Annotated in this window: 24 protein-coding genes and 2 pseudogenes; 14 read left to right on the top strand and 12 right to left on the bottom strand. The window is 34.7% G+C overall.

Annotated features, from left to right (window positions below; genetic code table 11):
- Positions 1-11 precede the first annotated feature (11 nt).
- Complete coding sequence (narI, locus tag ACUN28_RS18880) at positions 12-701, top strand: respiratory nitrate reductase subunit gamma (RefSeq protein ID WP_016088124.1); 690 nt, start codon at positions 12-14, stop codon at positions 699-701.
- A gap of 93 nt (positions 702-794) precedes the next feature.
- On the opposite strand, the gene ACUN28_RS18875 is transcribed toward narI, so the two are convergent.
- Complete coding sequence (locus tag ACUN28_RS18875; RefSeq protein WP_000185192.1) at positions 795-1,487, bottom strand: Crp/Fnr family transcriptional regulator; 693 nt, start codon at positions 1,485-1,487, stop codon at positions 795-797.
- Between the two features lie 280 nt (positions 1,488-1,767).
- Between ACUN28_RS18875 and moaA the strand changes: the two genes are divergently transcribed.
- The 7 genes from moaA to ACUN28_RS18840 all read left to right on the top strand — a co-directional run bounded on the left by moaA (position 1,768) and on the right by ACUN28_RS18840 (position 7,608).
- Positions 1,768-2,781, top strand: a complete 1,014-nt coding sequence (moaA, locus tag ACUN28_RS18870; protein WP_016088123.1) for a GTP 3',8-cyclase MoaA — start codon at positions 1,768-1,770, stop codon at positions 2,779-2,781.
- A 17-nt stretch (positions 2,782-2,798) separates the two neighbouring features.
- Positions 2,799-3,812 carry a molybdopterin-synthase adenylyltransferase MoeB gene (locus ACUN28_RS18865; RefSeq protein WP_016088122.1) on the top strand — a complete coding sequence of 338 codons (1,014 nt, stop codon included), beginning with the start codon at positions 2,799-2,801 and terminating at the stop codon, positions 3,810-3,812.
- A 42-nt stretch (positions 3,813-3,854) separates the two neighbouring features.
- Positions 3,855-5,144 carry a molybdopterin molybdotransferase MoeA gene (locus ACUN28_RS18860; protein WP_016088121.1) on the top strand — a complete coding sequence of 430 codons (1,290 nt, stop codon included), beginning with the start codon at positions 3,855-3,857 and terminating at the stop codon, positions 5,142-5,144.
- Positions 5,145-5,188: 44 nt separating this feature from the next.
- Positions 5,189-5,659 carry a molybdopterin synthase catalytic subunit MoaE gene (gene moaE / locus ACUN28_RS18855; protein WP_016088120.1) on the top strand — a complete coding sequence of 157 codons (471 nt, stop codon included), beginning with the start codon at positions 5,189-5,191 and terminating at the stop codon, positions 5,657-5,659.
- Positions 5,656-5,889, top strand: a complete 234-nt coding sequence (gene moaD, locus ACUN28_RS18850; RefSeq protein WP_016088119.1) for a molybdopterin converting factor subunit 1 — start codon at positions 5,656-5,658, stop codon at positions 5,887-5,889. The genes moaE and moaD overlap by 4 nt, the downstream gene beginning before the upstream one ends.
- Positions 5,890-5,969: 80 nt before the next feature.
- On the top strand, positions 5,970-7,139 hold the full coding sequence (narK, locus tag ACUN28_RS18845; protein WP_016088118.1) for a nitrate transporter NarK: 1,170 nt from the start codon (positions 5,970-5,972) through the stop codon (positions 7,137-7,139).
- 271 nt (positions 7,140-7,410) lie between these two features.
- A complete protein-coding gene (locus ACUN28_RS18840) occupies positions 7,411-7,608 on the top strand; it encodes a PspC domain-containing protein (RefSeq protein ID WP_000737851.1) in 198 nt (65 codons plus the stop codon).
- A gap of 216 nt (positions 7,609-7,824) precedes the next feature.
- Here ACUN28_RS18840 and ACUN28_RS18835 read toward each other — a convergent pair whose 3' ends face one another.
- The 6 genes from ACUN28_RS18835 to ric form a co-directional block, all read right to left on the bottom strand.
- A complete protein-coding gene (locus tag ACUN28_RS18835; RefSeq protein WP_016088117.1) occupies positions 7,825-8,298 on the bottom strand; it encodes a precorrin-2 dehydrogenase in 474 nt (157 codons plus the stop codon).
- Entirely contained in the window at positions 8,291-9,001 is a 711-nt protein-coding gene (locus ACUN28_RS18830; RefSeq protein WP_016088116.1) for a sirohydrochlorin chelatase, read from the bottom strand. The genes ACUN28_RS18835 and ACUN28_RS18830 overlap by 8 nt, the downstream gene beginning before the upstream one ends.
- Positions 8,998-10,422, bottom strand: a complete 1,425-nt coding sequence (locus tag ACUN28_RS18825) for a uroporphyrin-III C-methyltransferase (RefSeq protein WP_016136666.1) — start codon at positions 10,420-10,422, stop codon at positions 8,998-9,000. The genes ACUN28_RS18830 and ACUN28_RS18825 overlap by 4 nt, the downstream gene beginning before the upstream one ends.
- A 58-nt stretch (positions 10,423-10,480) precedes the next feature.
- Positions 10,481-10,798, bottom strand: a complete 318-nt coding sequence (nirD, locus tag ACUN28_RS18820) for a nitrite reductase small subunit NirD (RefSeq protein WP_016088114.1) — start codon at positions 10,796-10,798, stop codon at positions 10,481-10,483.
- 15 nt (positions 10,799-10,813) lie between these two features.
- Positions 10,814-13,219 carry an NADPH-nitrite reductase large subunit gene (gene nirB, locus ACUN28_RS18815; protein ID WP_016088113.1) on the bottom strand — a complete coding sequence of 802 codons (2,406 nt, stop codon included), beginning with the start codon at positions 13,217-13,219 and terminating at the stop codon, positions 10,814-10,816.
- A 210-nt stretch (positions 13,220-13,429) separates the two neighbouring features.
- A complete protein-coding gene (gene ric, locus ACUN28_RS18810) occupies positions 13,430-14,137 on the bottom strand; it encodes an iron-sulfur cluster repair di-iron protein (protein WP_016088112.1) in 708 nt (235 codons plus the stop codon).
- Positions 14,138-14,408: 271 nt separating this feature from the next.
- On the opposite strand from ric, the gene ACUN28_RS18805 reads away from it, so the two are divergent.
- Positions 14,409-14,978 carry a hypothetical protein gene (locus tag ACUN28_RS18805; RefSeq protein ID WP_016088111.1) on the top strand — a complete coding sequence of 190 codons (570 nt, stop codon included), beginning with the start codon at positions 14,409-14,411 and terminating at the stop codon, positions 14,976-14,978.
- Between the two features lie 123 nt (positions 14,979-15,101).
- Here ACUN28_RS18805 and ACUN28_RS18800 read toward each other — a convergent pair whose 3' ends face one another.
- Entirely contained in the window at positions 15,102-15,971 is an 870-nt protein-coding gene (locus tag ACUN28_RS18800) for an excalibur calcium-binding domain-containing protein (protein ID WP_016088110.1), read from the bottom strand.
- Positions 15,972-16,179: 208 nt separating this feature from the next.
- Between ACUN28_RS18800 and exsG the strand changes: the two genes are divergently transcribed.
- The 3 genes from exsG to ACUN28_RS18785 all read left to right on the top strand — a co-directional run bounded on the left by exsG (position 16,180) and on the right by ACUN28_RS18785 (position 18,596).
- The gene (exsG, locus tag ACUN28_RS18795) at positions 16,180-16,332 is read left to right on the top strand and encodes an exosporium protein ExsG (RefSeq protein ID WP_000395678.1); all 153 of its coding nucleotides are present in this window, start codon (positions 16,180-16,182) and stop codon (positions 16,330-16,332) included.
- 215 nt (positions 16,333-16,547) lie between these two features.
- Positions 16,548-16,757, top strand: coding sequence for a hypothetical protein (locus ACUN28_RS18790; protein WP_016088109.1), 210 nt, complete (start codon positions 16,548-16,550; stop codon positions 16,755-16,757).
- Positions 16,758-17,039: 282 nt separating this feature from the next.
- Complete coding sequence (locus ACUN28_RS18785; protein ID WP_431154523.1) at positions 17,040-18,596, top strand: esterase/lipase family protein; 1,557 nt, start codon at positions 17,040-17,042, stop codon at positions 18,594-18,596.
- A 180-nt stretch (positions 18,597-18,776) separates the two neighbouring features.
- On the opposite strand, the gene ACUN28_RS18780 is transcribed toward ACUN28_RS18785, so the two are convergent.
- On the bottom strand, positions 18,777-19,334 hold the full coding sequence (locus ACUN28_RS18780; RefSeq protein WP_016134296.1) for a hypothetical protein: 558 nt from the start codon (positions 19,332-19,334) through the stop codon (positions 18,777-18,779).
- A gap of 482 nt (positions 19,335-19,816) precedes the next feature.
- Here ACUN28_RS18780 and spoVS point away from each other — a divergent pair, with 482 nt between their 5' ends.
- Entirely contained in the window at positions 19,817-20,092 is a 276-nt protein-coding gene (gene spoVS / locus ACUN28_RS18775; protein WP_016088106.1) for a stage V sporulation protein SpoVS, read from the top strand.
- Positions 20,093-20,188: 96 nt separating this feature from the next.
- Here spoVS and ACUN28_RS18770 read toward each other — a convergent pair whose 3' ends face one another.
- From ACUN28_RS18770 to ACUN28_RS18760, 3 genes and pseudogenes are all read right to left on the bottom strand, one after another.
- Positions 20,189-20,689 carry a YxiF family protein gene (locus tag ACUN28_RS18770; protein ID WP_000069070.1) on the bottom strand — a complete coding sequence of 167 codons (501 nt, stop codon included), beginning with the start codon at positions 20,687-20,689 and terminating at the stop codon, positions 20,189-20,191.
- A gap of 539 nt (positions 20,690-21,228) precedes the next feature.
- Positions 21,229-21,588: pseudogene (locus ACUN28_RS18765) on the bottom strand (site-specific integrase); the annotation flags it as partial.
- A gap of 29 nt (positions 21,589-21,617) precedes the next feature.
- Entirely contained in the window at positions 21,618-22,127 is a 510-nt protein-coding gene (locus ACUN28_RS18760) for a hypothetical protein (protein WP_116349616.1), read from the bottom strand.
- A gap of 369 nt (positions 22,128-22,496) precedes the next feature.
- Between ACUN28_RS18760 and ACUN28_RS18755 the strand changes: the two are divergent.
- Positions 22,497-22,820, top strand: a pseudogene (locus ACUN28_RS18755) (N-acetylmuramoyl-L-alanine amidase); the annotation flags it as partial.
- Positions 22,821-22,837: the final 17 nt, after the last annotated feature.

Raw genomic sequence — 22,837 nt, 5'->3', positions numbered from 1 at the left:
GAGTTGTCAAAATGATGGATCAATTTCTATGGGTATTGTTTCCCTATATCATTTTTGCAATCTTTATCGGTGGACATATTTTCAGATACAACTATGATCAATTTGGATGGACATCAAAATCTAGTGAACTATTAGAAAAGAAAATGCTCCGAATCGGAAGTATATTATTCCACTTTGGGATCATGTTCGTAATTGGCGGTCATGTTATGGGGATTTTAATTCCAGAAGCTGTATATCGTTCAATAGGTATTTCTGAGCATATGTATCATGTAGTAGCAATTAGTTTCGGGCTTCCGGCAGGTGTTGCTTCTATCATCGGTTTAATTATATTAACATACCGCCGTGTAACGGTAAAACGCATCATTGCAACGAGTACAAAGGGAGATTATATTGCGCTTATTTTATTACTTATCGTTATGATGGCAGGGCTTTCTTCAACATTTTTAAACATCGACTCAAAAGGATTTGATTATCGTACAACGATAGGTCCTTGGTTCCGAAGTCTCTTTATTTTCCAACCGAAAGTTGAATATATGACGGAAGTACCTGTATGGTTTAAAATTCATATTCTGGCAGGCTTAGGGCTTTTCGCAGTATGGCCATTTACAAGACTGGTACATGTATTTAGTGCCCCAATTAAATACTTAAGCCGCAGTTATGTAATTTACAGAAGACGTATCCCTAATGAATTGAAAAAATAATTTTTTTTTATATGTTTAGTAATTTATAAAGAAAGCCGAGATCTAATTGGAGACCTCGGCTTTCTTTATAGGTATAAGTACCTAAATAAGCTGTTAATCAATGCTACAAACAGAAGCGGAGCAATCTTCACAAGCAATTTCACATTTTAAAAATTGTAAATCATGAATTGTAATCTTTCCTTTATGAATAGAAATTGTACCCTTTTTTTTCAAATCATTTAACATTCGATTTACACTTTCACGCGAAGTTGCACAGAAATTAGCAAGTTCTTGATTCGTTAATGGTAAATCGATGAGAATTCCATTTTCTTTTAAAACACCATAACTATTTGTCATTCGTATGAGAGTAGAATATAGGGCACCTTTTTTGCCGTGTAATACTAAATCTCGAAACTTCGTTTGCATTCTTCTTAAATGTTCACTAATCCATTTCATAAATTCAAATACAAGTGCGGGCTTTTGGAGTAATGCTTTTTCTAACGCTTCACGCTTTATAACGCCTACTTCAACATCTTCAAGGCATTTTGAATTTAATAAATACTTCGCATTGTCCGTGAACAATGTTAATTCTCCGATAATGTCATATTCCGAACAAATCCGAAGTGTTAATTCTTGCCCGTCAGCACTTAGTTTACTAATTTGTACTTTTCCTGAGTGGACGATATAGAGTTCTGTCGCGTCCATACCTTCTTGAAAAATAAAACTTCCTTTTTTAATCTGCATTTTATATTCAACAGATGCAAGTAATTCCTTTAAATCTTGAGATAATGTCATACTGTTTGTCACAGCAATCACCTTTCTTCTTATAAGCAATACATTTCCTATTTTGAGTGTAAATATGCTGAAAATGCAAGAGCTATTTTAAAAATAATGTAAAATTTCAATGACCGTAAGGAGTAAGGGGATGGAGATGTGAACAAAATTCGAACAGATTTGTGAAGAATTTTTGAATGGGGAAAGTAATGTGAGAAAAGTCACATTGAATATGTCGCTTCTTTTTTATAATGAAGGCAAATAAAAAAATCGAAAGCTTACTAAGGATTTGAGCAGAAAAGAAGGGATATAGATGCACGAGAAAATGAAAGATTCTTTAGAACGGCCACTTCAAGATTTACGTATTTCAGTTATTGATCGTTGTAATTTTAGGTGCACATATTGTATGCCTGCTAAAGTGTTCGGACCTGATTACGCTTTTTTACAGGAAGAGTTTTTATTAACGTTCGATGAAATAGAAAGATTAGTAAGATTGTTTATAAGTATGGGAGCCCACAAAATAAGGCTTACTGGCGGTGAACCTTTATTGCGTAAAGACTTACCGAAGTTAATTGCAAGGCTTGCAAAGCTAGAAGGCCTAAAAGATATTGGGCTCACAACAAACGGAATTCATTTAGCAAAACAAGCTAAGGCGCTAAAAGACGCGGGATTAAAACGTGTAAATATTAGTTTAGATGCGATAGAGGACCACTTCTTCAAAAAAATTAACGGAAGAAACGTAAGTACAAAACCTGTACTAAAAGGAATTGAAGCAGCAAAGGCTGCTGGATTAGAAGTAAAAGTAAATATGGTCGTAAAAAAAGGAATGAATGATAGTCAAATTCTTCCTATGGCTCAGTATTTTAAAGAACAAGAAATACAGTTACGTTTCATTGAGTTTATGGATGTAGGCAGTACGAACGGATGGAACTTTGAACAAGTCATTACGAAGGAACAATTAATAGAGACGATTAATCGTGTATATCCGATAGAGCCCGTTAAGCCTAATTATTTTGGAGAAGTTGCGAAATTGTATCGATATGTAGGGAGCGATGCCGAAGTTGGATTTATTACTTCAGTATCTGAGTCATTTTGTTCTTCTTGTACGCGAGCTCGTATTTCGGCAGATGGTAAGTTTTTTACGTGCCTATTTGGAACGGAAGGAACGGATTTGCGAACGCTTCTTCGAGAAAACATTTCTGATGCCTCACTACTAAAAATTCTCCAACATACATGGGAGTTTAGAACAGATCGATATTCAGATGAAAGAACTGCTGAAAGTACAAATAAACGTCCAAAAGTTGAAATGTCTTACATTGGTGGATAACGAAAGGAGGATTCCCTATGCAAGAGCGATATTCAAGGCAAGTATTGTTTTCTGGAATTGGTGAAATGGGACAAAGAAAAATAAGAGAAAAACATGTGCTCTTAATCGGTGCGGGTGCACTAGGGGCTGCGAATGCAGAAGCGCTCGTTAGGATGGGAATTGGGAAATTGACAATTGTCGATCGTGACTATGTGGAATGGAGTAATTTACAGCGGCAACAGTTATATAGAGAAGAAGATGCACAGCAGTCTAAACCAAAAGCAATTGCAGCAGCAGAACATTTAAGAAAGATTAATTCTGAAGTGAAAATTATACCAGTTGTAACGGATGTCACAATGCAAGAAATAGAAGAGTTAACAAAAGGAGTGGATCTTATAATAGATGCGACTGACAATTTCGATACGCGCCTACTTATAAATGACATTTCACAAAAAGAAAATATAACTTGGATATATGGTGGCTGCATTGGAAGTTACGGTGTAACGTATACAATTTTTCCTGGGAAAACACCATGTTTTCGCTGTCTGATGGATCATCCTATGGGCGGTGCAACATGCGATACAGCCGGAATTATTCAGCCAGCTGTACAGATGGTTGTTGCTCACCAAGTAACAGAGGCGATAAAAATATTGGTGGATGATTTTGAGGCGCTGCGAGGAACAATGTTATCATTTGATATTTGGAACAATCAATATCTCTCATTAAAAGTAAATAGACAGAGAAAAAGTACATGTCCATCTTGCGGGGAATCACGAACGTATCCAAGTTTAACATTTGAAGCACAGATGAAAACGGAAGTGTTATGCGGACGGAATACCGTTCAAATACGTCCAGGAATAGAGGGAACTCTTAATTTAGAAGAAATACAAAAGCGCTTACAAAAAAGTTTGGATGTCAAAAAAACACCATATTTATTATCGTTTCTTGTTGATGAATATCGTTTTGTTTTATTTACAGACGGTAGGGCATTTATTCATGGGACAAATGATGTGAAAATAGCAAAACGATTATATGCAAAATATATAGGATGAACAGAAAGAGAGTTGCTCCTTATTAAAACGAGGTGAAAAAGAATGTTAGAAAAACGTATACCAATTCCAGTGGCAGAAGCAGTTGCACGTGTAATGGAATATGCTCATCAAGGTGAAATAGAAAAGGTTTCTCTTATAGAAAGCTACGGTAGAACGCTTGGAGAAGATATTATTGCAGATCATGATGTTCCCCATTTTGATCGCTCTCCGTACGATGGATTTGCGATTCGAGCAGAAGATACAAAAGAAGCAAGTAGCAGTAACCCTGTTCAGTTTGAAGTGATTGGTGAAATTGGAGCCGGCTTTGTTTTTACAGAAGAAGTGAAACCATTTCAAGCTGTCCGTATTATGACAGGAGCGGCAATTCCAGCTGGGTGTAATGCTGCTGTTATGTTAGAGCTTACGGAAGGATTTGAAGAAAACGAAAAGACTTATATGGTATTAAAACGCTCTTTCTCTTCTGGTGATAACATTTCTTTTAAAGGAGAAGATGTAAAGGAAAATGCCATCCTTGTGAAAAAAGGGACTGTTATTAATCCTGGAGTAGTAGCTCTTCTTGCTACATTTGGTTATAGTACCGTACACGTTGTAAAACAGCCGGTTATTGGAATTGTAACGACAGGAAGCGAACTGCTTGAAGTACATGAACAATTAAAGCTAGGGAAGATTCGAAATAGTAACTCCTATATGATAGCTGCACAAATTGAACGAGCGGGCGGAGTTGTACAGTATTATGGACAATTCGCTGACGATTTTGAGACGTGTTATAACACTGTAAAAAAAGCGATAAAAGAAGTCGATATTTTAATTACAACTGGTGGTGTTTCAGTAGGAGACTATGACTATTTACCTGCTATTTATGAGAGATTACAAGCTAATGTACTTTTCAATAAAATAGCAATGCGACCAGGAAGTGTGACAACTGTAGCTGAGTTAGAAGGAAAACTATTATTTGGTCTATCTGGTAATCCTTCAGCTTGTTATGTCGGATGTGAATTATATGTTCGACCAGTCATTGGAACATACTTGCATAGGAAAAATCCGCACGTATATCGTGCAGAAGCAATTTTACAGAAAGACTTTCCGAAAGCAAATCCATTTACTCGTTTTGTAAGAGGGAGAGTAGAGATTGTAGATGGTCAATTACAAGTTACACCAGTTGGTTTAGATAAATCTAGCGCAATTTCTTCACTTGCAGAAGCGAATACATTTATCGTTCTGCCGGGAGGGACGAGAGGATTTGAAGCAGGAATAACTGTTTCGGTACTTTTATTAGAATCAAACGTCGGAAGTGAGTGGCCGTGGGAAGAACCACTTCGATCATACAAATAATAGAAAAATAGATTGCTAACTTATACGAAGATAAGAGGTGCAAGATGACACATACGTATTATGAAGTAATTGATACACCTATTTCAATTGAAGAAGTTACAAACAAAGTAATTCGTCGTGAGTGTGGTGCGGTTACTACTTTTATTGGTACTGTCAGAGAATTTACGAAAGGGCGTCGTACGCTGTATTTAGAGTATGTAGCTTATAAGACAATGGCGGAGAAACAGCTTGAGAGAATTGGTACCGAAGTAGGGGAGAAATGGCCTGGGACATATGTGACGATTACACATCGCATTGGTACATTACAAATTTCTGATTTGGCTGTTGTCGTCGCTGTTTCTACACCACACCGGAAAGCAGCCTATGAGGCGAATGAATATATTATGGAACGTATAAAACAAATTGTTCCAATTTGGAAGAAAGAGTTTTGGGAAGATGGTGAGTCTTGGATAGGTGATCAGTTAGAGAAGGTAGCATATGCAAATAGTGAGCCTGGAAAGGAGATGAGAATATGATTGAAGTACTATTATTTGCACATTTGCAAGAAGAAGTAAGTAAGCCAGCATTACACATAGATTGTGAAAATATTACGGTTGCTGAACTAAAGGAAGTCCTCATTAAGAAATACAACGTAGCGATTTCAGGTGAGATAATGGTCGCTATAAATGAAGAGTATGCAAATGAGGATGACATCATTCAAACTGGCGATATAGTAGCGATGATTCCGCCAGTAAGTGGTGGTTGATTCTTTTCAGCCTAATCATGTTAGGACGTGATTAGGTTGGAGGGAATGAATATAACTATGCATACATAGGAGGGAACACGATGAAAAGTCCTAATTTTCAATTAAGCTTACAAACTTCTAATCTAGTTATCGGTTTTATGGTATGGGTCATTTTATCATCATTAATGCCTTATATTAAAACGGATATTCCATTAACTGCGGGACAAATTTCTATGGTAACAGCAGTACCGGTTATTTTAGGGTCTGTTCTTCGCATTCCAATTGGTTATTGGACAAATCGTTTCGGAGCAAGGAAATTATTCTTTATTAGTTTTATTCTATTATTATTTCCTGTCTTTTATATTAGTGTTGCCAATTCAATGATGGATTTAATTATTGGTGGCTTATTTGTAGGAATTGGTGGAGCTGTATTCTCTGTAGGGGTAACTTCTTTACCGAAATACTTTCCGAAAGAGAGTCACGGTTTTGTAAATGGTATTTACGGTGTCGGTAACGCTGGAACAGCAATTACTTCGTTCTTAGCACCAGTTATCGCAACTTCAGTTGGCTGGAGAACGACAGTACAGTGTTATTTAGTTTTACTTGCAGCGTTTGCACTTATGAACTTTTTATTAGGCGATCGTAAAGAGAAAAGGGTGAATACACCATTAATGGAACAAATAAAAGGTGTATATAAAAATGAAAAACTTTGGTTTTTATGTATCTTTTACTTTTTAACTTTCGGATCATTTGTCGCATTTACAGTATATTTACCAAACTTTTTAGTATCCCACTTCGGATTAGAGAAAGTAGATGCAGGTATGCGGACAGCCGGATTCATTGTATTAGCAACAATTATGCGTCCGATTGGCGGTTGGCTTGGGGATAAGTTTAATCCATTTAAAATATTAATCTTCGTGTTTATCGGTTTAACACTTTCAGGTATTATCTTATCATTTATGCCAAGTATGAATGTGTATACATTTGGCTGCCTACTAGTCGCATTTTGTGCAGGGATTGGTAATGGTACAATCTTCAAACTCGTTCCAATGTACTTCTCTGAACAAGCTGGTATTGTAAATGGACTCGTTTCAGCTTTAGGCGGACTAGGAGGATTCTTCCCACCATTAATTTTAACTTTACTATTCCAACTAACAGGCCATTATGCAATTGGATTTATGGCATTATCAGAAGTAGCACTTGCTTGTTTAATCATTACAGTATGGATGTATAGCCAAGAGAAACTGTTAGTGATGTTAAAGAATCATTAATCAGGAAAAAGAACCGTCCCAAAGTATTTTGGGATGGTTCTTTTAGTAATAGGCTTCAACATGTTTTTTATTGATATCTCAACAAACGCTTGTTTTCTAAAATAATGTGGTTTTAAAATGAAAAAAAGAAGGCTTATGGGATTTTATGTTAAAATATAGATGTCAGGTGTTATTCAATTAAAGGGCAGGTTAGTTAAAGAAAGTTTAAATTTCTTCCAAAGATCGAACTAATTTTTAACATACAAATATTTAATTGAATCGGGGTGTTTAGATGAAAAAATTATATAAGTCCACTCAAGATAAACAAGTATCAGGTGTATTAGGTGGTTTAAGTGATAAGTATGGAATTGATGTTAGTATCCTTCGTATAGTAACTGCATTATCAGCCTTTTTTTCTAGCGGATTTACAGTGTTACTTTATATAATAGCTGCAATTGTTTTGCCTACAGATAAAGATATTAAGAGATAAATGTATGAACTTAAATTTAATTCCACTATTGGGAACTTTGAAGGTACTAGTAGATAAAGGCACTCCGCCTCTTACACGTCTAGGGTTTTAGAAAAGGACTTCCACTGACGTGGTTCATAGAAGTAGGAGTGTCAATTATTTGTTTAATAATAAAAAGAACAAACGCCTCTAAAAAACATTTGTCCAAAGTAAATTTATAGTTAGATAATAGGTAGATTACGATTTATGTGTACGAGAAAGCTTTTTTATAAGTTTAGGAAATATAGATGTTAGTTCCTGCTTCATACGCTTCGTAAACGATGGATCTTTACCTGAAGTTGAAATCGTTACAACATATTCATCATATTGAATGACACCCGGTGTGTGAAACGATGATTTTGTACCATCACTTACAACGTTAACCCATTGAAAATCGTGGGCGGCCTGTTTGACCATCATATTTACAGCATGTTGATTTGTAGCTGCATAAATAAGGTGCGCATCTTTAATATCATCATTACTAAAAGTTTTTTGCTTCCAAGTAATATAAGGAAGTTCTTTCATTTCCTCGCAAATTTCTGGGCTGATAATGGTGACAAAAGCTCCTGTATCTTTTAAACCAGACGCTTTTCGATATGCAATTTTACCTCCACCAATGATAACGACCACTTTATTATGTAGATTAAACATAAGAGGGTACATGTTATACATACACACATTCCTCCATTCGTTCTAGTAATGTTAATTTTATATATGTATCAAACTGAAGGCAATTGCAAGTTGTAACGTGATCGTATTTTTTTGTATGCAACTTAATTTTTTGAAGCAATAATCCAGTAAAGAGAAGGTACGGCATGACATATACATGGGACGCAGTCGATGTTATAGTCTTGAGCTCAGCAGTAAAAGAGGGAGTTCCTTTCGTTAAAAATGAGCACGATACTGGCATACTGAGTTTTCGTTCGACAGCTGCTCCGATTTGTTGTAACTCATGTATCGGCTGTGAATCACTACTGCCTCGTCCTACGAGTAAAATACTACTACCTTGCATTGGCATGGCTTCACGTATTCTTTTCACTACAAGTGCCACCATATGTGGATGCGTACTAAAAGGTGGTACAACTGAAAATGTTATTTGTGGATAATTCTTTTGTAGTTGCTCTATCTCAAAAGGAATATCACGTTTATAATGAGCTGCTGCAAATAATAAAACAGGTACAACCATTATTTCAGTTGCTCCCTCCAGTATCGCTTCTGTAACTGCATCTTCAATGGTAGGTGTTGTTAGCTCTAGAAAAGCTATTTTTTGAATTCTTTCTTTACGTTCTTTCATAACAGATTGAATAAAGCGAATAAATTGTTCATTGCCTTCTTGCAGGCGACTGCCGTGTCCAACATATACAATTCCTTTCATTGTAGCACCAAATCTTTCATCATAATGATGTTTTGTAATTGCTCATCTACATGATGAAATCCGACTTTATTCGCATAGTGTAAAGTTGGAACGTCGGTATACGAGAAGGGAAGAGTAAGAATATCAATAAAGCCAAGTCGTTTTATTTCTGATAAAAATGTATCAATTGAGGCACGCCCTTCAAACACAATGCTATCCCTTGAGAATTCAGAAAGTATACGAGAATGAACTTCATCGAAGCGATAATCAATAGTATACGCATGAGTCATCATATAGGATCCAGCACCAGTTTTCTCTTGAATAAAAGCAATTCGGTTAATATTTCGTCCTAAATAAACAGTTGGATCGGAAGAGAACTCTGCTTGTGTACTTAGTAGCCCATATTGCATCAGTTTTTCTTGAGTGGCACCGTTCATATACTGCAGTTTCGCCTGTAAGGAACGAATATCTTTATCGTGCTTACTACATGATCTCATCAATATTTCTACACTTTCAGTTGAACAAAATACAAGGCGGTCAACGCTAAAAATCTCATTGATTTGTTCAGGGGTTAATGTGTATTCTTTCTTTTTGAAAGTTGGAATTTGATATATTTCTGCACCGGACTCTTGTAACATTTGCTTTATTGCGCTTTCTTTATTTGTTGCAGATGCAAATAAAACTTTTTTACCATGTAATGGTTTACGTTCTTTCCAAGCGATTTGGTTACGCAAGGAAACGACATCACCAACAATCGTCATGGAAGGGTTAGAAATATTTTCGGTTTTGACGTTATGAACAATGGTTGCTAGAGTACCTGTGACAACGCGCTGCTTTCCAGTTGTACCCCATTCAATGACTGCTACGGGCGTATCTTCTTTTTTTCCTACTTGTAGTAAGTTTTCACAAATTGTAGGTAAGTTTTTTATACCCATGTAGTAGGCGATTGTGTCACTATTGTGGGATGCATTATATGTTCCATGATCGGTTAAAGGACCTTTTGCATGCCCAGTTAGTAAAGTGACGCTATTACTGTAGTTACGGTGGGTGAGGGGGATACCTGCATAACTACTAGCGGCGATGCTAGATGTAATACCTGGTACAATTTCATATGGAATGTTCGCTGCTGCTAAAGTTTCTGCTTCTTCACCAACACGGCCAAAAATAGATGGATCTCCGCCTTTTAATCGGACAACGATTTTTCCTTCTTTCGCAAATTGAAGGAGGTGGGCGTTAATCATTTCTTGTCGCATAATATGATTCTTTGGCATTTTTCCGCAATAAATAAGTTCACATGTTTCTTTTGTATAACTAAGAAAGAAAGGGTTTAATAAACGGTCATATAAAACGATATCTGCACGCTTTAAACAATCTATCGCTTTCTTTGTAATAAGCCCTTCATCACCTGGTCCTGCACCAACTAAATATACATATCCGTTCATAATCGCACCTCATCTATTTTTATTTAAAAGGAAGCCAGAGGAGGCTTCCTTTCGTAAATTACATGTATATATAAATGTCACTATCAATAACTTCTACTTCGTATGTTTGGATACAGCCGTCATCAGGTTTTTGAACTTCACCTGTAATTAATGAGATTTTCCAATCATGCAGTGGACAAAAGACGAATTCCCCAGATACAATTCCTTCTGCTAACGGTCCGTTTTTATGAGGACAACGATTTTCTACAGCTCGAATATCACCATTTGAAAGGCGAAATAGGGCGATAGACATACCTTTCATTTGCACTTCTTTACCGATTTGAATAGGAAGGTCTTCTGCACACATAACTTTTATTTTTTCTTTCGTTTGTATCATATAGGTCACAGCTCCTTAGTTCACAGTTTCTACTTCATACATCGCTTTTAATGACTTCGTTTCTAGTGCTTGTCCCCAAGCTTCCGTATATGTGCTACGAGCTGTTTGGAAACGTTCATTTAGCCTAGTAACCATACTTGCATCTTGTAGTATTTCTTTAATATGATCGAAGCTTAAACGTTCTGTCCAGTAGGCAGTACGCTCTCCGTAAATACCAGTTTCACGATAATATTGCATATAAGCTGTGGCGATGCGAAGGACATCATCTTCAGTAGGGACGATCATTACAAAATCAGCCTCGCGTACTTCTGTACCACCATTTCCGCCAATATAAAGTTGGTATCCATTTTCGACACATACAACGCCAAAATCTTTCGTCAGTACTTCCGCACAGTTACGCGGACAACCCGTTACACCCATCTTCATTTTATGAGGTGTATCTACCATTTCTAATGATTGTTCAAGGAGCATACCAAGTCCTAATGAATCTTTCGTACCGAAACGGCAGAAGCGAGAACCAACACATGATTTTACATTACGAAGCGATTTTGAATATGCATATCCCGAAGTCATATGTAAGTCAGCCCATACGTTAGGTAAATCTTGTTTCTTAACACCATATAAGCCAATGCGGCTCGCACCTGTAATTTTCACAAGAGGAACATCGTACTTTTTCGCAACTTCAGCAATTTTCATTAAATCATCCGCTGTTGTAACGCCACCGTACATACGTGGAATAACAGAGAAAGTACCATCGTGCTGGATGTTACCGTTCATTCTTTCATTAACGAAACGAGATGATTTATCGTCTGTATATTCTTCTGGAATCGCCATACGTAAATAATAGTTCAAAGCAGGACGACATTTCGAACAACCGTCTTCATGTACAAAACCAAGCACATTTCGTACTTCTTTTGGAGATTTTAAACCTTTCTCGTGAATGGCCGCTACGACTTCATCACGTGATAAAGTTGTACATCCGCACATACCAGCAGACTGCGCAGAAGCATCAAAAGCATCTCCGAGTGTATGAGATAAAACTTGTTCCACAAGCGGACGACATTTACCACAAGATCCTGCGGCTTTCGTGCAGCCTTTAACTTCTTCAAAAGTAGTTAACTCTTGCTCTAAAATGGCATGAACGATTGTACCTTTCGTAACACCATTACATCCACAAATCGTGTCATCCGCACTCATTGTAGCAACGTCAAGTTCACTTTCTTCACCAGCTTTGTGAAGAAGGGAAGCGGTTGTATATTCTTGTATATCTTCTTCTTTCTTTAACATGCTAAAGAGGCGTGTACCATCAGCTGTGTCACCATATAAAACGATACCGACGACTTTATTGTCGCGAATTAATACTTTCTTATAGGAACGTTTACATTCATCAAAGATTGATATTGCTTTTGTTTGATCATCTTCATAAATTTGTCCAGCAGAGAATAAATCACAACCTGCAACTTTTAATTGCGTACCGACGATACTGCCCATATATCCATCAGTTTGTAAATTTGTTATATGCTTAGCTAATATTGCACCTTGGTCATAAAGAGGAGCAACAAGTCCATATGCGATACCATTATGTTCCGCACATTCGCCAACTGCATAAATGGATTCATCATTTGTTAGCATATAGTCATTGACTACAATGCCGCGATTTACAAGTAAACCAGCATCTTTTGCTATTTGCGTATTCGGGCGTATTCCGACAGCCATTACGATTAAATCACAGTCTACAACTTCACCATCTTCAAATTGAATGCCCTCAACATGGTCTGTCCCAAGTATCTTTACAGTTTTCTTTTCCATGAGAAACTTCATACCTTGTGCCTCTAAATCTTCACGCAGAAGAGAAGCTGCTGTCGTATCTAGTTGTTGTTCCATTAAGCATGGCATTAAATGAACAACATGTACGTCCATTCCTAAGTCAATAAGACCTCTTGCGGCTTCTAAACCAAGTAACCCACCACCAATAACAACGGCCTTTTTCTTTTCTTTAGCGGTATCAATCATAAATTGTGTATCTTCAATTGTTCGAAATCCTGTTACACCAGGAAGTGTGGAACCTTCAACAGGTAAAATAAAAGCACTAGAACCAGTTGCAATAATGAGCTTGTCATATGTAAGAGTATGATTCTTTTCTGTAATAATAATTTTTTCTTCTCGGTTAATACTTTGAACTCTTTCATTTGTATACAAAGTTATTTCGTTTTCTTTATACCAACTGTATTCATTCATAATGATATCTTGCATATTTGTTTTGCCTTGTAAAACATGAGAGAGCATAATACGGTTGTAGTTTGGATGCGGTTCATCTCCAAAAATAGTAATCTCATATGAATCACTATCATGTTTTAAAATTTCTTCCATACAGCGTATGCCAGCCATACCATTTCCGATCATAATTAAACGTTTTTTCATTTTCATTTCCCCTTTTATGTGAAATGTTGAACAAAGGATTATATTTCTATTATAGAAAATCAAAAAAGGGGGAGATGTGATATTTATCACATTTTTATAATGATTCACAAATTGTTAAAATTCGGGTTAATGTGAAGGGGAGAAGTGTGGATGTTATTCACGTAATGAAAAAGCAGGACATGAGTAGAAATGCTCATGTCCTGCTTTTATTTATGCTTTTGTAATGGCACGTGGAAATAAAATATTATTTTCTAAATGAATATGCTCAAATAAATCGGACTCTAGAGCTTCAAGACGCTGGTAAACAAGTCGATAAGTGCCGCAAGCGCCCTCTGGAGGAGTAAAGTCATTTGTCACTTTACGAAGTTCTTTTATAATATTTCCGGCATGATTGTGCTCATTTTCTAGTTCATCTACTACTTTACGTAACTTTGCATAGTTTTCATCAGTTGGATTGTGTTCAAATTCTAAAATTAATGGAAAATCTTCTGTTTCTTCTTTAATTAAATGCTGTTCTAATTCCATTTTAAGTTCATGAAACAGCTTATGAATTTGAGCTAAATGAGGATGATTTGCTCCATGAACGCGTAATACTTTCGTCACATATGGACTTAACTGTGGTAACTCTTCATTTAAATAACGATGATGCTTATTAATTACATAATCAATCAATTCACGATAAGAAGCACTTTTCCAATCAATTTCAGATTCATTTAATTGTTTCGTATTATGATAAAGCGTATTTAACTCTGTAATTACTTCGGAAGCCGATAAATTTCTTTCATGAATTGCATCAATAAGTGGCTTATCACCACCACAACAAAAATCTATTCTATATGACTTGAAAAAATCACTAGCTTTCGGAAATTGTGTAACAATCTCACCAACAATTGAAGTTTCAGTAAATGTATGTTTCATATGAATGCCTCCATAAAGTTTAAATTTAATATCTAAGTTAAGAATAGAGATAGATGAAAAACAATGTGGTGATTGAAATCACTTATAATGTGTCAGTTTTGAGAATAATAGTAGTGTTATTTATCAGAGGACATTATAGAACTGATGGCGAAGGATTTTTTGAGTCGAAAATTATCCACAATGCATTATTATGATATAGATGGTTTATAAATATATTTTCTATTAATCTAAGATTTTTTTGTATGAATTTTATATTTTATAGGAGGTTTTTATGGAATATGTTTATCATATGGTACCAAAAGAATTAAAAGGAGAATATTTAATCCCATTAAATGAATTGAAAAGGTTATATCCAAATTTATATGGTGAGTATATACAAAAATATAAAGATCATCCTCAAAGAGAGAACTTATTAACACGTAAAATACCAAAACTTGAATGTTTATGGAATGATGTCGTGCATTTTTTACCAATGCATCCTTATGAGATTTATAAAGTACTACTGGAAATAGGAGTAAACATTCATACAAATAAACTGTTTTATAAAATTCCTATTAGCGCACTGAATGGTGAGTGTATGGCAATATACAAGTACTCAAAGCAGAATTGGGGTGGACCAATTAGAGAATTAAAAGAATATGAAATAGAACTCATCAACTTTAATGAATATAGAGAATTAAAGTATTTAAATATCTGTACAAAAGAATATTACAGAGAGGAATATGAAAAGGGTAGAAAATTCGGGATGTTTCACCTAATTCCACATCTTCTTGTCAAAGGAAAAGTGGAGGTGAAAAATATTGAAATCATTAATTGGAGTATTGACCCAGTTAATGATTAATGTTACAAGTATAAAAAAATAAGATACCAATTTGAATTGATATAGGGCTTCCGAGAATGGAAGAGTAATAAGATTCTATACGTAATAGTAAAAAGAAGCTTACTAGAAGCTTCTTTTTTATTGCTATTTTTCACATGCGACTCCATCGCCATCTTTGTCTAGTTTACGGCTATACCCTGGTTGATCTTTATATAACGGAGCTTTCCCAGCAGCTCTAACTGCATCACAGTTTTTGTAATATGCATTACTAGTATTTCCTGCAGCAGGTTGTGTTTGAGCTTGCTGTGCTTTTTTCTGTTCCTCTTGTTGTTTACGAGCCTGTTCATCAGCCTGACGTTTTTGCTCTTCTTGTTGTTTACGAGCTTGTTCATCAGCTAGACGTTTTTGCTCCTCTTGTTGTTTACGAGCCTGTTCATCAGCTAGACGTTTTTGTTCTTCTTGTTGTTTACGAGCTTGTTCATCAGCTAGACGTTTTTGCTCTTCGGCTTGGCGTTTTTCATCCTCTTGCTTACGAGCTTGTTCATCGGCTAGACGCTTCTCATCCTCTTGCTTTTGAGTTTTCTCGTCCGCTTCTTTCTTTTTATCATCTTTTTTCTCTGCATTATTAGAAGCGACTTGTTTATTTGTTGCTGTCGTCTTTTCAGAAGAAGGAGCTGAAATACTTGATAATGCAACAAAAATGACAAATAAAATAGCAGTGATAATAAATTGTTTTTTTGCTACACCTGTCTTTTTAATTACGGATAAGATTGCTAGAACAAGGAAAAAAATAAATAAAATTAAACTTAAAGTAGCAAAAAAATCGATGACTGGGTGTTCAGATTTTGTAGTGCCCATTCCTATTAAGAGAATTGAAATCATAAAAAGAATAACAGTAGGACGACCATATTGTTTTGCTTTTCCATTTTTCTTAAAGAATGAAATGATACATAGTATTAAAAGAATAAAAGCAATAAAAAATAAAGCTGCACCAATATTACTCAAAATCGCCATTTTTATACCTCCATTTGTAAGATTTTCACTATTGATTATATAGGAACTTATTGGATATTACACGATTTATATAAATTTAGAAAATTAGTATTTTTAATAGACTTATAAACATTTATTTCGTATATAAGGAAAAATAGATATATTCCCTATTACATTTTTAAAGAAAATTCATAAAGTATAATATATCGATTGAAAGGAGGGGGGTTAAATGGAATTTCAATTATTGGTAACTTGTATATTACAAGAAGGTAATGCTTTCTTTTTAGTAACGAAAGTAGACGATGTTATTACGTTAAAAGTACCGATTACTGCGGGAGTAGCAGGTTTATTCTTAGCTTTAGGTGTACCAAGATGTTCTTAATTTAAGTTTCTAGAGTAGAAGGGAAGGGATATACCTTTCTCTTCTACTCTTACATAATATGATTATGTAAACTAAAATATGTTTTGTAATAGCACGTTTAAAATGGACATGCATATACTATAATGTTTCATTGGATGTTAGTGATGAAAGGTAGTTTTCACACGTGCATGTAGTGATGTTCATTAAGTTATGAAATTAAAGAGGTGCTTTTATATATGAAAAGAAGAACATTTGATATTCCAGTTACATTACGAAGAGAGTGGTTTTTAATAGAGTTGGCTCATTTAACGAAAAAATATGGAATTGAAATTGCAACTAGCAAAATGGATGCTGCACCGTTTTTAAGAGATCAAGTTACGGAATCAAAAATAGGGTCAGGGCTCCAATACGATAAATATGATGATGAGTATATTATTGATTTATAATAAAGAAGCTGCGTATAAAAGGTTAGGATAAAGACCTTTTATACGCAGCTTTTTTATCTAGAAATATATTGAGAAATTTTTAATGAGCTGAATAGGAAAAGGAATGAATAAGTGTTGAGAGAATAACGTTTCATAAGAAAGGACAGTTATTATTTGTTTCACTTGCAAAATAAGTCAGAAATAAATAACTAGAGTGAAAATAGTGCTTCCTTTCAAAAAAAAGGGGGAATGTTAATGAGGATTTTGCAAAGGTGTATGGTATTACTTCTTGCATTTTTTATTATGGCTCCAATGACTGTTAGTACGAAGATAGAAGCGGAAGAAGTAAAAGAGATTAAAACGGGATTTCCAGATAAAGAAGTATTTACACCTGGAGAATGGTTTTTAGGTCAAAAACCTGCTAATTACGATGGGAATAAGCCTCCAATTCTCTTTGTGCAAGGACGGAATGGGAATGCTGATAGTTGGTATGGAAAGACAGTGTATCACGATATAAATGATATGTATGACTATGCTTTGAAAGCAGGCTATCAAACAGTATTTATACAATTATATGATGCTGCTGGGAAAGGGTCGGCTAGTCAGTGGGATAACGGAAAATTGTTAGCACAAAAATTAGAAGAGATATATAATCATTTCGGTAAAAAAGTTAATATTGTAGCACATAGTAAAGGCGGTATAGATACACAGGCTGCATTAGTAGGATATGGTGCAAATCGATTTGTCGGAAATGTTATTACGCTTGCGACGCCACATCATGGATCAAATTTAGCGGACTTATCATATAGTTGGTGGGCAGGATGGCTGGCTTCTATATTAGGTCAAAAAGATGATGGTACGTACTCATTACAAATGGGCGAAATGGCAAAATTTCGTTCAACGATTGATAATAATCCAGCAGCTAAATTAAACCGTTATTATACAGTTACTGGGACTAGCTGGGGCCCTGTATTTTCCGCGTTATCAATGGGCGGATTATATTTGTCATCATACGGTTCAAATGATGGACTAGTAAATGAGTGGAGTGCTAAGCTGCCGTATGGAACTCATTTATTTACAGATTCCAGATTTGATCATGATAATATACGAAAGGGATCAGCTGTTTTCTCACGAATTGAACCATATTTACGTACAGCAAATGTACCAGTTCCAGCTTTAGTAGCATCTAGCACTAGTTCAAATGAAAATATAGAACAATTAAATACAACTTCAAACCAAAACATTTTAGGAGGGGAATTGCCACAAAATCAGTGGATAGAGCAAACTGTTGCGGTTGATAAAAAGGCAGTAGGAATCGTTTCTATATTAACTGCTTCTTCGGATGTAGAAGTACAAATGATATCCCCAAAAGGAAAAATATATACAAATAAGGATAGCGTTATAACTACTGGTGAAGGTCAATCTTTCTTTGGTGGTGCGACAATTAGAACCTTTAAACTTGATAAAATGGAAATAGGAGAATGGAAAGTTAAAATGATGGCGAAGCAGTCGAAAGATGCATATTTAGTTGTAAGCGATTACAATAGTGGCGCGCCATTTGTTCTCCAAATGCCTACAAAAGTTAAAGCGAATAAATCTGAGTATAAACTGAAAAAATCACCTGTGGCACCTGAAATGAAAGGAGATCTTTCTATAACAGTAAGAATCGTGAATAAAGAAGGAAAACTAGTCTCTGAATTTAATGAATTACAAAATGCTAATAACAATACATTTACTGGTGCTTTGAAGGACATAAAGCAACCGGGAGTATATAACGTTACGATGGATATAAAAGGAATGAATAAAGAAGGGCAGCCTTATAATCGTACAATTGTTAAGTCTGTTTATGTGGAGAAGTAAGAAAGAATGAGAAGTTTGTAATATAATAAGTACCGAACTTTTGTAGTAGAAGAGTTCGGTACTTTTTTCATGTTTATTAGATTAACAGAAAGGTACACTAGAATTTATGTTTGATGATGGGAAACTAAAGAACATTATAAAAAAAGATGCTGAAATAGCATCTGAACGTGAAGATGATTATTAACTTAGTTTTATAACTGTTAATTCAACTGAATTGATACCATTATCACAAGTTATAATACTTTGGCGATTAAAACCACTATTATTTTTCAGTTGAAGAGTTGAATTAGCTGGTACTGTAACAATCGTTTCGCCTGCTAGTTGAAGACATTCGTTATTTGATGAAGTATTCATTTGAAAAGCAAAGTCACCTTGACTATTAGCAAGTGGATTATTATTTAAAAATATAGTCATGACTGGAATATGTGGAAATACAGGGTTTAAAGTAGTGTTAATACTTGAAATGAAAGAAACTCTATAATCACCAGCTTGACTAAATTGTATCGTAGTCGGATTCAGTAGGGAAACTCCTCCTGCTATAGGGCCAACGTGATTAAATGGAAAAGGATCGCCAAAAGGAACAGTTATAAACTCAGTTTGCCAAAAAGTGCCGTATGCTGGACAGCTTTTTTTACAGGAACTAGAAGAGGAATTGCATGAGCATTTTTTATATGAGCTAGAAGAAGATTTACATGAACATTTTTTAATTGAGTTTGAAGAATGATGGTATGAACCCAATATATTACCCCCTATTATGAATGAAGTGTATACTCGTAGTATTTTATGCCTGTCTTATATAAAAGGTGATAGATTTGGAGTATAAAGTGCTAATACGATGAAATATAGTAATAGAATAGTAGCTGTAACAATTTTTGAAGAAAAAAGGTTAATGATTTGATAAGAATATAAGTGGAATATATTGGAATGTTGTAGTGGAGCGGGAACGCATATTTTACTTTCACATGTAAAAATAAAACCAGTAGTCTCAGTTGCAATGATGTGATCGTTTAAGTGAATGTCTGTCTTTTAAAACGTTTGTATATTAGAGTTTATGGTTGTTACTCTTTATTTACGTAGTGGAGCAGGAAGAAGACGAAAAGTATCGAATGAATGTACATATGTAGTATTGTTTGCTTTTGGTGTGAATAGTAGTTAAAGATACGTTGAAATATTTTAAACCGTAACAAAAGAGAGATTAAATAATAGAGGGAGCAACTTACATGGAAAATATATTAAAGGTATCTTCAAAATCAAAACCGAATTCAGTTGCAGGTGCAATTGCAGGTGTACTAAGAACAAGTGGTAATGTGGAAATTCAAGCAATTGGAGCGGGTTCTTTAAATCAAGCAATTAAAGCAATTGCGATTGCAAGAGGATTTGTCGCTCCAAGTGGTATTGACTTGGCCTTTGTTCCGGCATTTCAAGAGGTTACTATTAATGATCAAGAAAGAACGGCGATTAAATTAATTATAGGTCCTAGGAAGAGAAGGTCTTAAAAGAAAGTGTTGATATGAATAATTTGGAAAGGTTGATAGATAAAGTAATAAAAAGACCACTCTCATTTTTGAAGTGGTCTTTTGTATTTTCGTATTTCATATTGTGGATACGCCCCACATACTGAATTCGTAGTGGTATTCAGTGCGCTCAATAACAATCCCGAATTCTAAATCGTCCCCAACTAATACAAAATCTGCATATCCAGTTAGAAATCTTGATATGGTTGATAACGCTTCTAAATTCTCAAATACTTCAGCAATGTTCAGTTTAACTGCTTCAAATTTACCACCCTTAGAGAAAAAGAGTCTCCCTTGATTAACTGGAAATTTAATAGTTTTAGCTATTTCTTTTAACAATGCTATTGATAGTATTCTGTTTTCTTCATAATTAGTGCTACCAAAATTTTTTATGTTTGAAGTTTGGGCTAGCGTATTAAATAAGTCTTTACAAAATAAATCATTAGATTCTGGATCCATAAATGAGTCCATAGAAACTGTAACAATATTAGAAAGTTCGTCTATCAGTTCTTTTCTACTACCATTTCTTTTTGCTTTCATTTTTAGAATTTCAATTCGGCTTTTATTCATATTACTCAAAATTTTTCACACCTTTACTCGCGTGGTGGGTGAATAAAACCCCACTGACTAAAGTTTTACTTGTTTTTCTAAAAAGGGGATACATGCAAGTTTCCTTTAAGATTCTATCAGTTTGTTCCTCTACATATCTGAGGCGTTTTTCGAAGTCGGTTTACTATTATTTATTTTCATTTAGCATAGCCTCTAATTTATCTAATTCAATAAGTAGAGGATCGTCAAATCTTTTTACGAGACCAGTTTTAGTATAGGCTCTCACTGCGCCTTTAATTCCACGAGATTTACTTTGCAGATATGTGGCTAAACGGTTTAATCGTTTTAATAAATCTTTAATGAAAATTTATCAAATACAGTTAAGTTAAAAGTCGATTATTTGCTCGTATTTTCCACTCAATTAATATAAAACGAACAACCCTAAAACTGCTCATTCTTCTCCCGAGATTCAACGATATTGTATGGAAAACCTTATTATATCAAGGTTTATAAGTGCTGATTTTTCTTGATGCACACATTTTGCTCACATTAAATCTTTGCATTTGTTATCAGGTGTTTTCATTAGATTTTATTATGCTCTCGAAGTTTTCTGCTGCTTGTTGCTGCAAGTTTTGTGTGATGTGACTATACTTGTCTAAAGTCATTTGAATAGATGAATGCCCTAAGCGATCTTGTACGATTTTAGGGTGTTCCCCAGCCTGAAGCATGAGTGTAGCGTGAGTATGTCGTAAGTCGTGTATACGAATCCGAGGAACATCAGCTTTTTTATAGTGATCATTCAAAAAGCGATGAGGAGCATCTATATGTAAGGGCGAATGTATCGTATTGCCGGTGAAAATAAAGGCTTCTTCATTCAAGTGTATACCCCAGCGGAAAAATTCTTTCTTTTTATAGGAGTAGTAGGATTTAAACAGTGTATTTAATAATATGTTCTCATTTAAATGTTCAATTTATTTAATAATTTTTCTATTTTCTTTAATTCATTATTACTCTGTTCTACAAGATATTCATCAGGACATTCTTTCAATATATCAAAAAAGTTTTCTGCTCCTTTTAATAAAGTTAATAATAATTCATCTTTATTAAAATAAGTTTTTTCTCCTGCAATAGATAATAAAATTTGCTCTTGCGAAATAACCTGCATTTTTACCTCTAAAGGTTGGTCTGGAAAATCAAAACTTACATCGTTTTGATTTTCAAACAATTCTTCAATTGCATTTATGAAATATGACCATAACTCATCAATCATATCCCACTCTTTAAATCCTAAAATAGTATTTCCGTAATAGTTTATTATTATTGCACCTTCCATACAATCAAAATCAACAACTAGTTCTAAACATTTTGCATTATTAAAATGTATGAAATATTCAAGAAAGTTACTTTCGATATTATCTAATGAAGTTATTATTTTATCATTTTTTATATATGATTTTACACTAATCATATTAACGTCTCCTCGGATTTCTATTTAGGATATAATTGTCCTATTCTGCCATTTTTAAATCCAACAATATATGTTATTCCATCTACTTTTCCCTCAATTTGATACACACCTTTTGTTCTTATTTCTATGAACGTATTAAGGAAGGGGAGTGCCTAGTATTTATGTCCATTATCTTACTGTTCTTCATAGGGACCATCCTAGGGAAATATTATATATAATTATAACAGTAAATGGTTAAAGTTTCCTTGAAAAAAATGTATTTTACAACATATGTGTTTGTTATAGTTCTAAATAGGTAATGTAGTATAACGTAGAGGTAAAATACTAATGGGAAAGTAATAAATTGATGCTAATGATTTATATTGTGCTGTATGGGCTGAAAAGGATGGTTGGTTAAATCTCAGTGGAGAACAATGGATTAAGGACGACCCATCTTATGTGAAGTTTAACAAGAAAAGTACAGTGGATTCTTCTATTGTAGGGAAGCGCGTTATTTCAAAAGTTAACAATCTACGTTTCTATGATGCTCCTTCTTGGCAGGATAAAGATGTTGCTGGTACTTTAGATGCAGGATTAGGATTTACCATTGATGTAAAGGTAACTGTGAATGGAGCGCCACAATACAAAGTACATAACAGCAAGGGTAAAACATACCATGTATCAGCAATTGAAGCATATGTGTATGTAAAGTAAGAGTTACAAAAGAGCAT

It is taken from the genome of Bacillus sp. WC2507 (genome assembly GCF_052656125.1).
The sequence above is the reverse complement of the archived record's forward strand: the minus strand, read 5'-3'. Positions and strand labels throughout refer to the sequence as shown.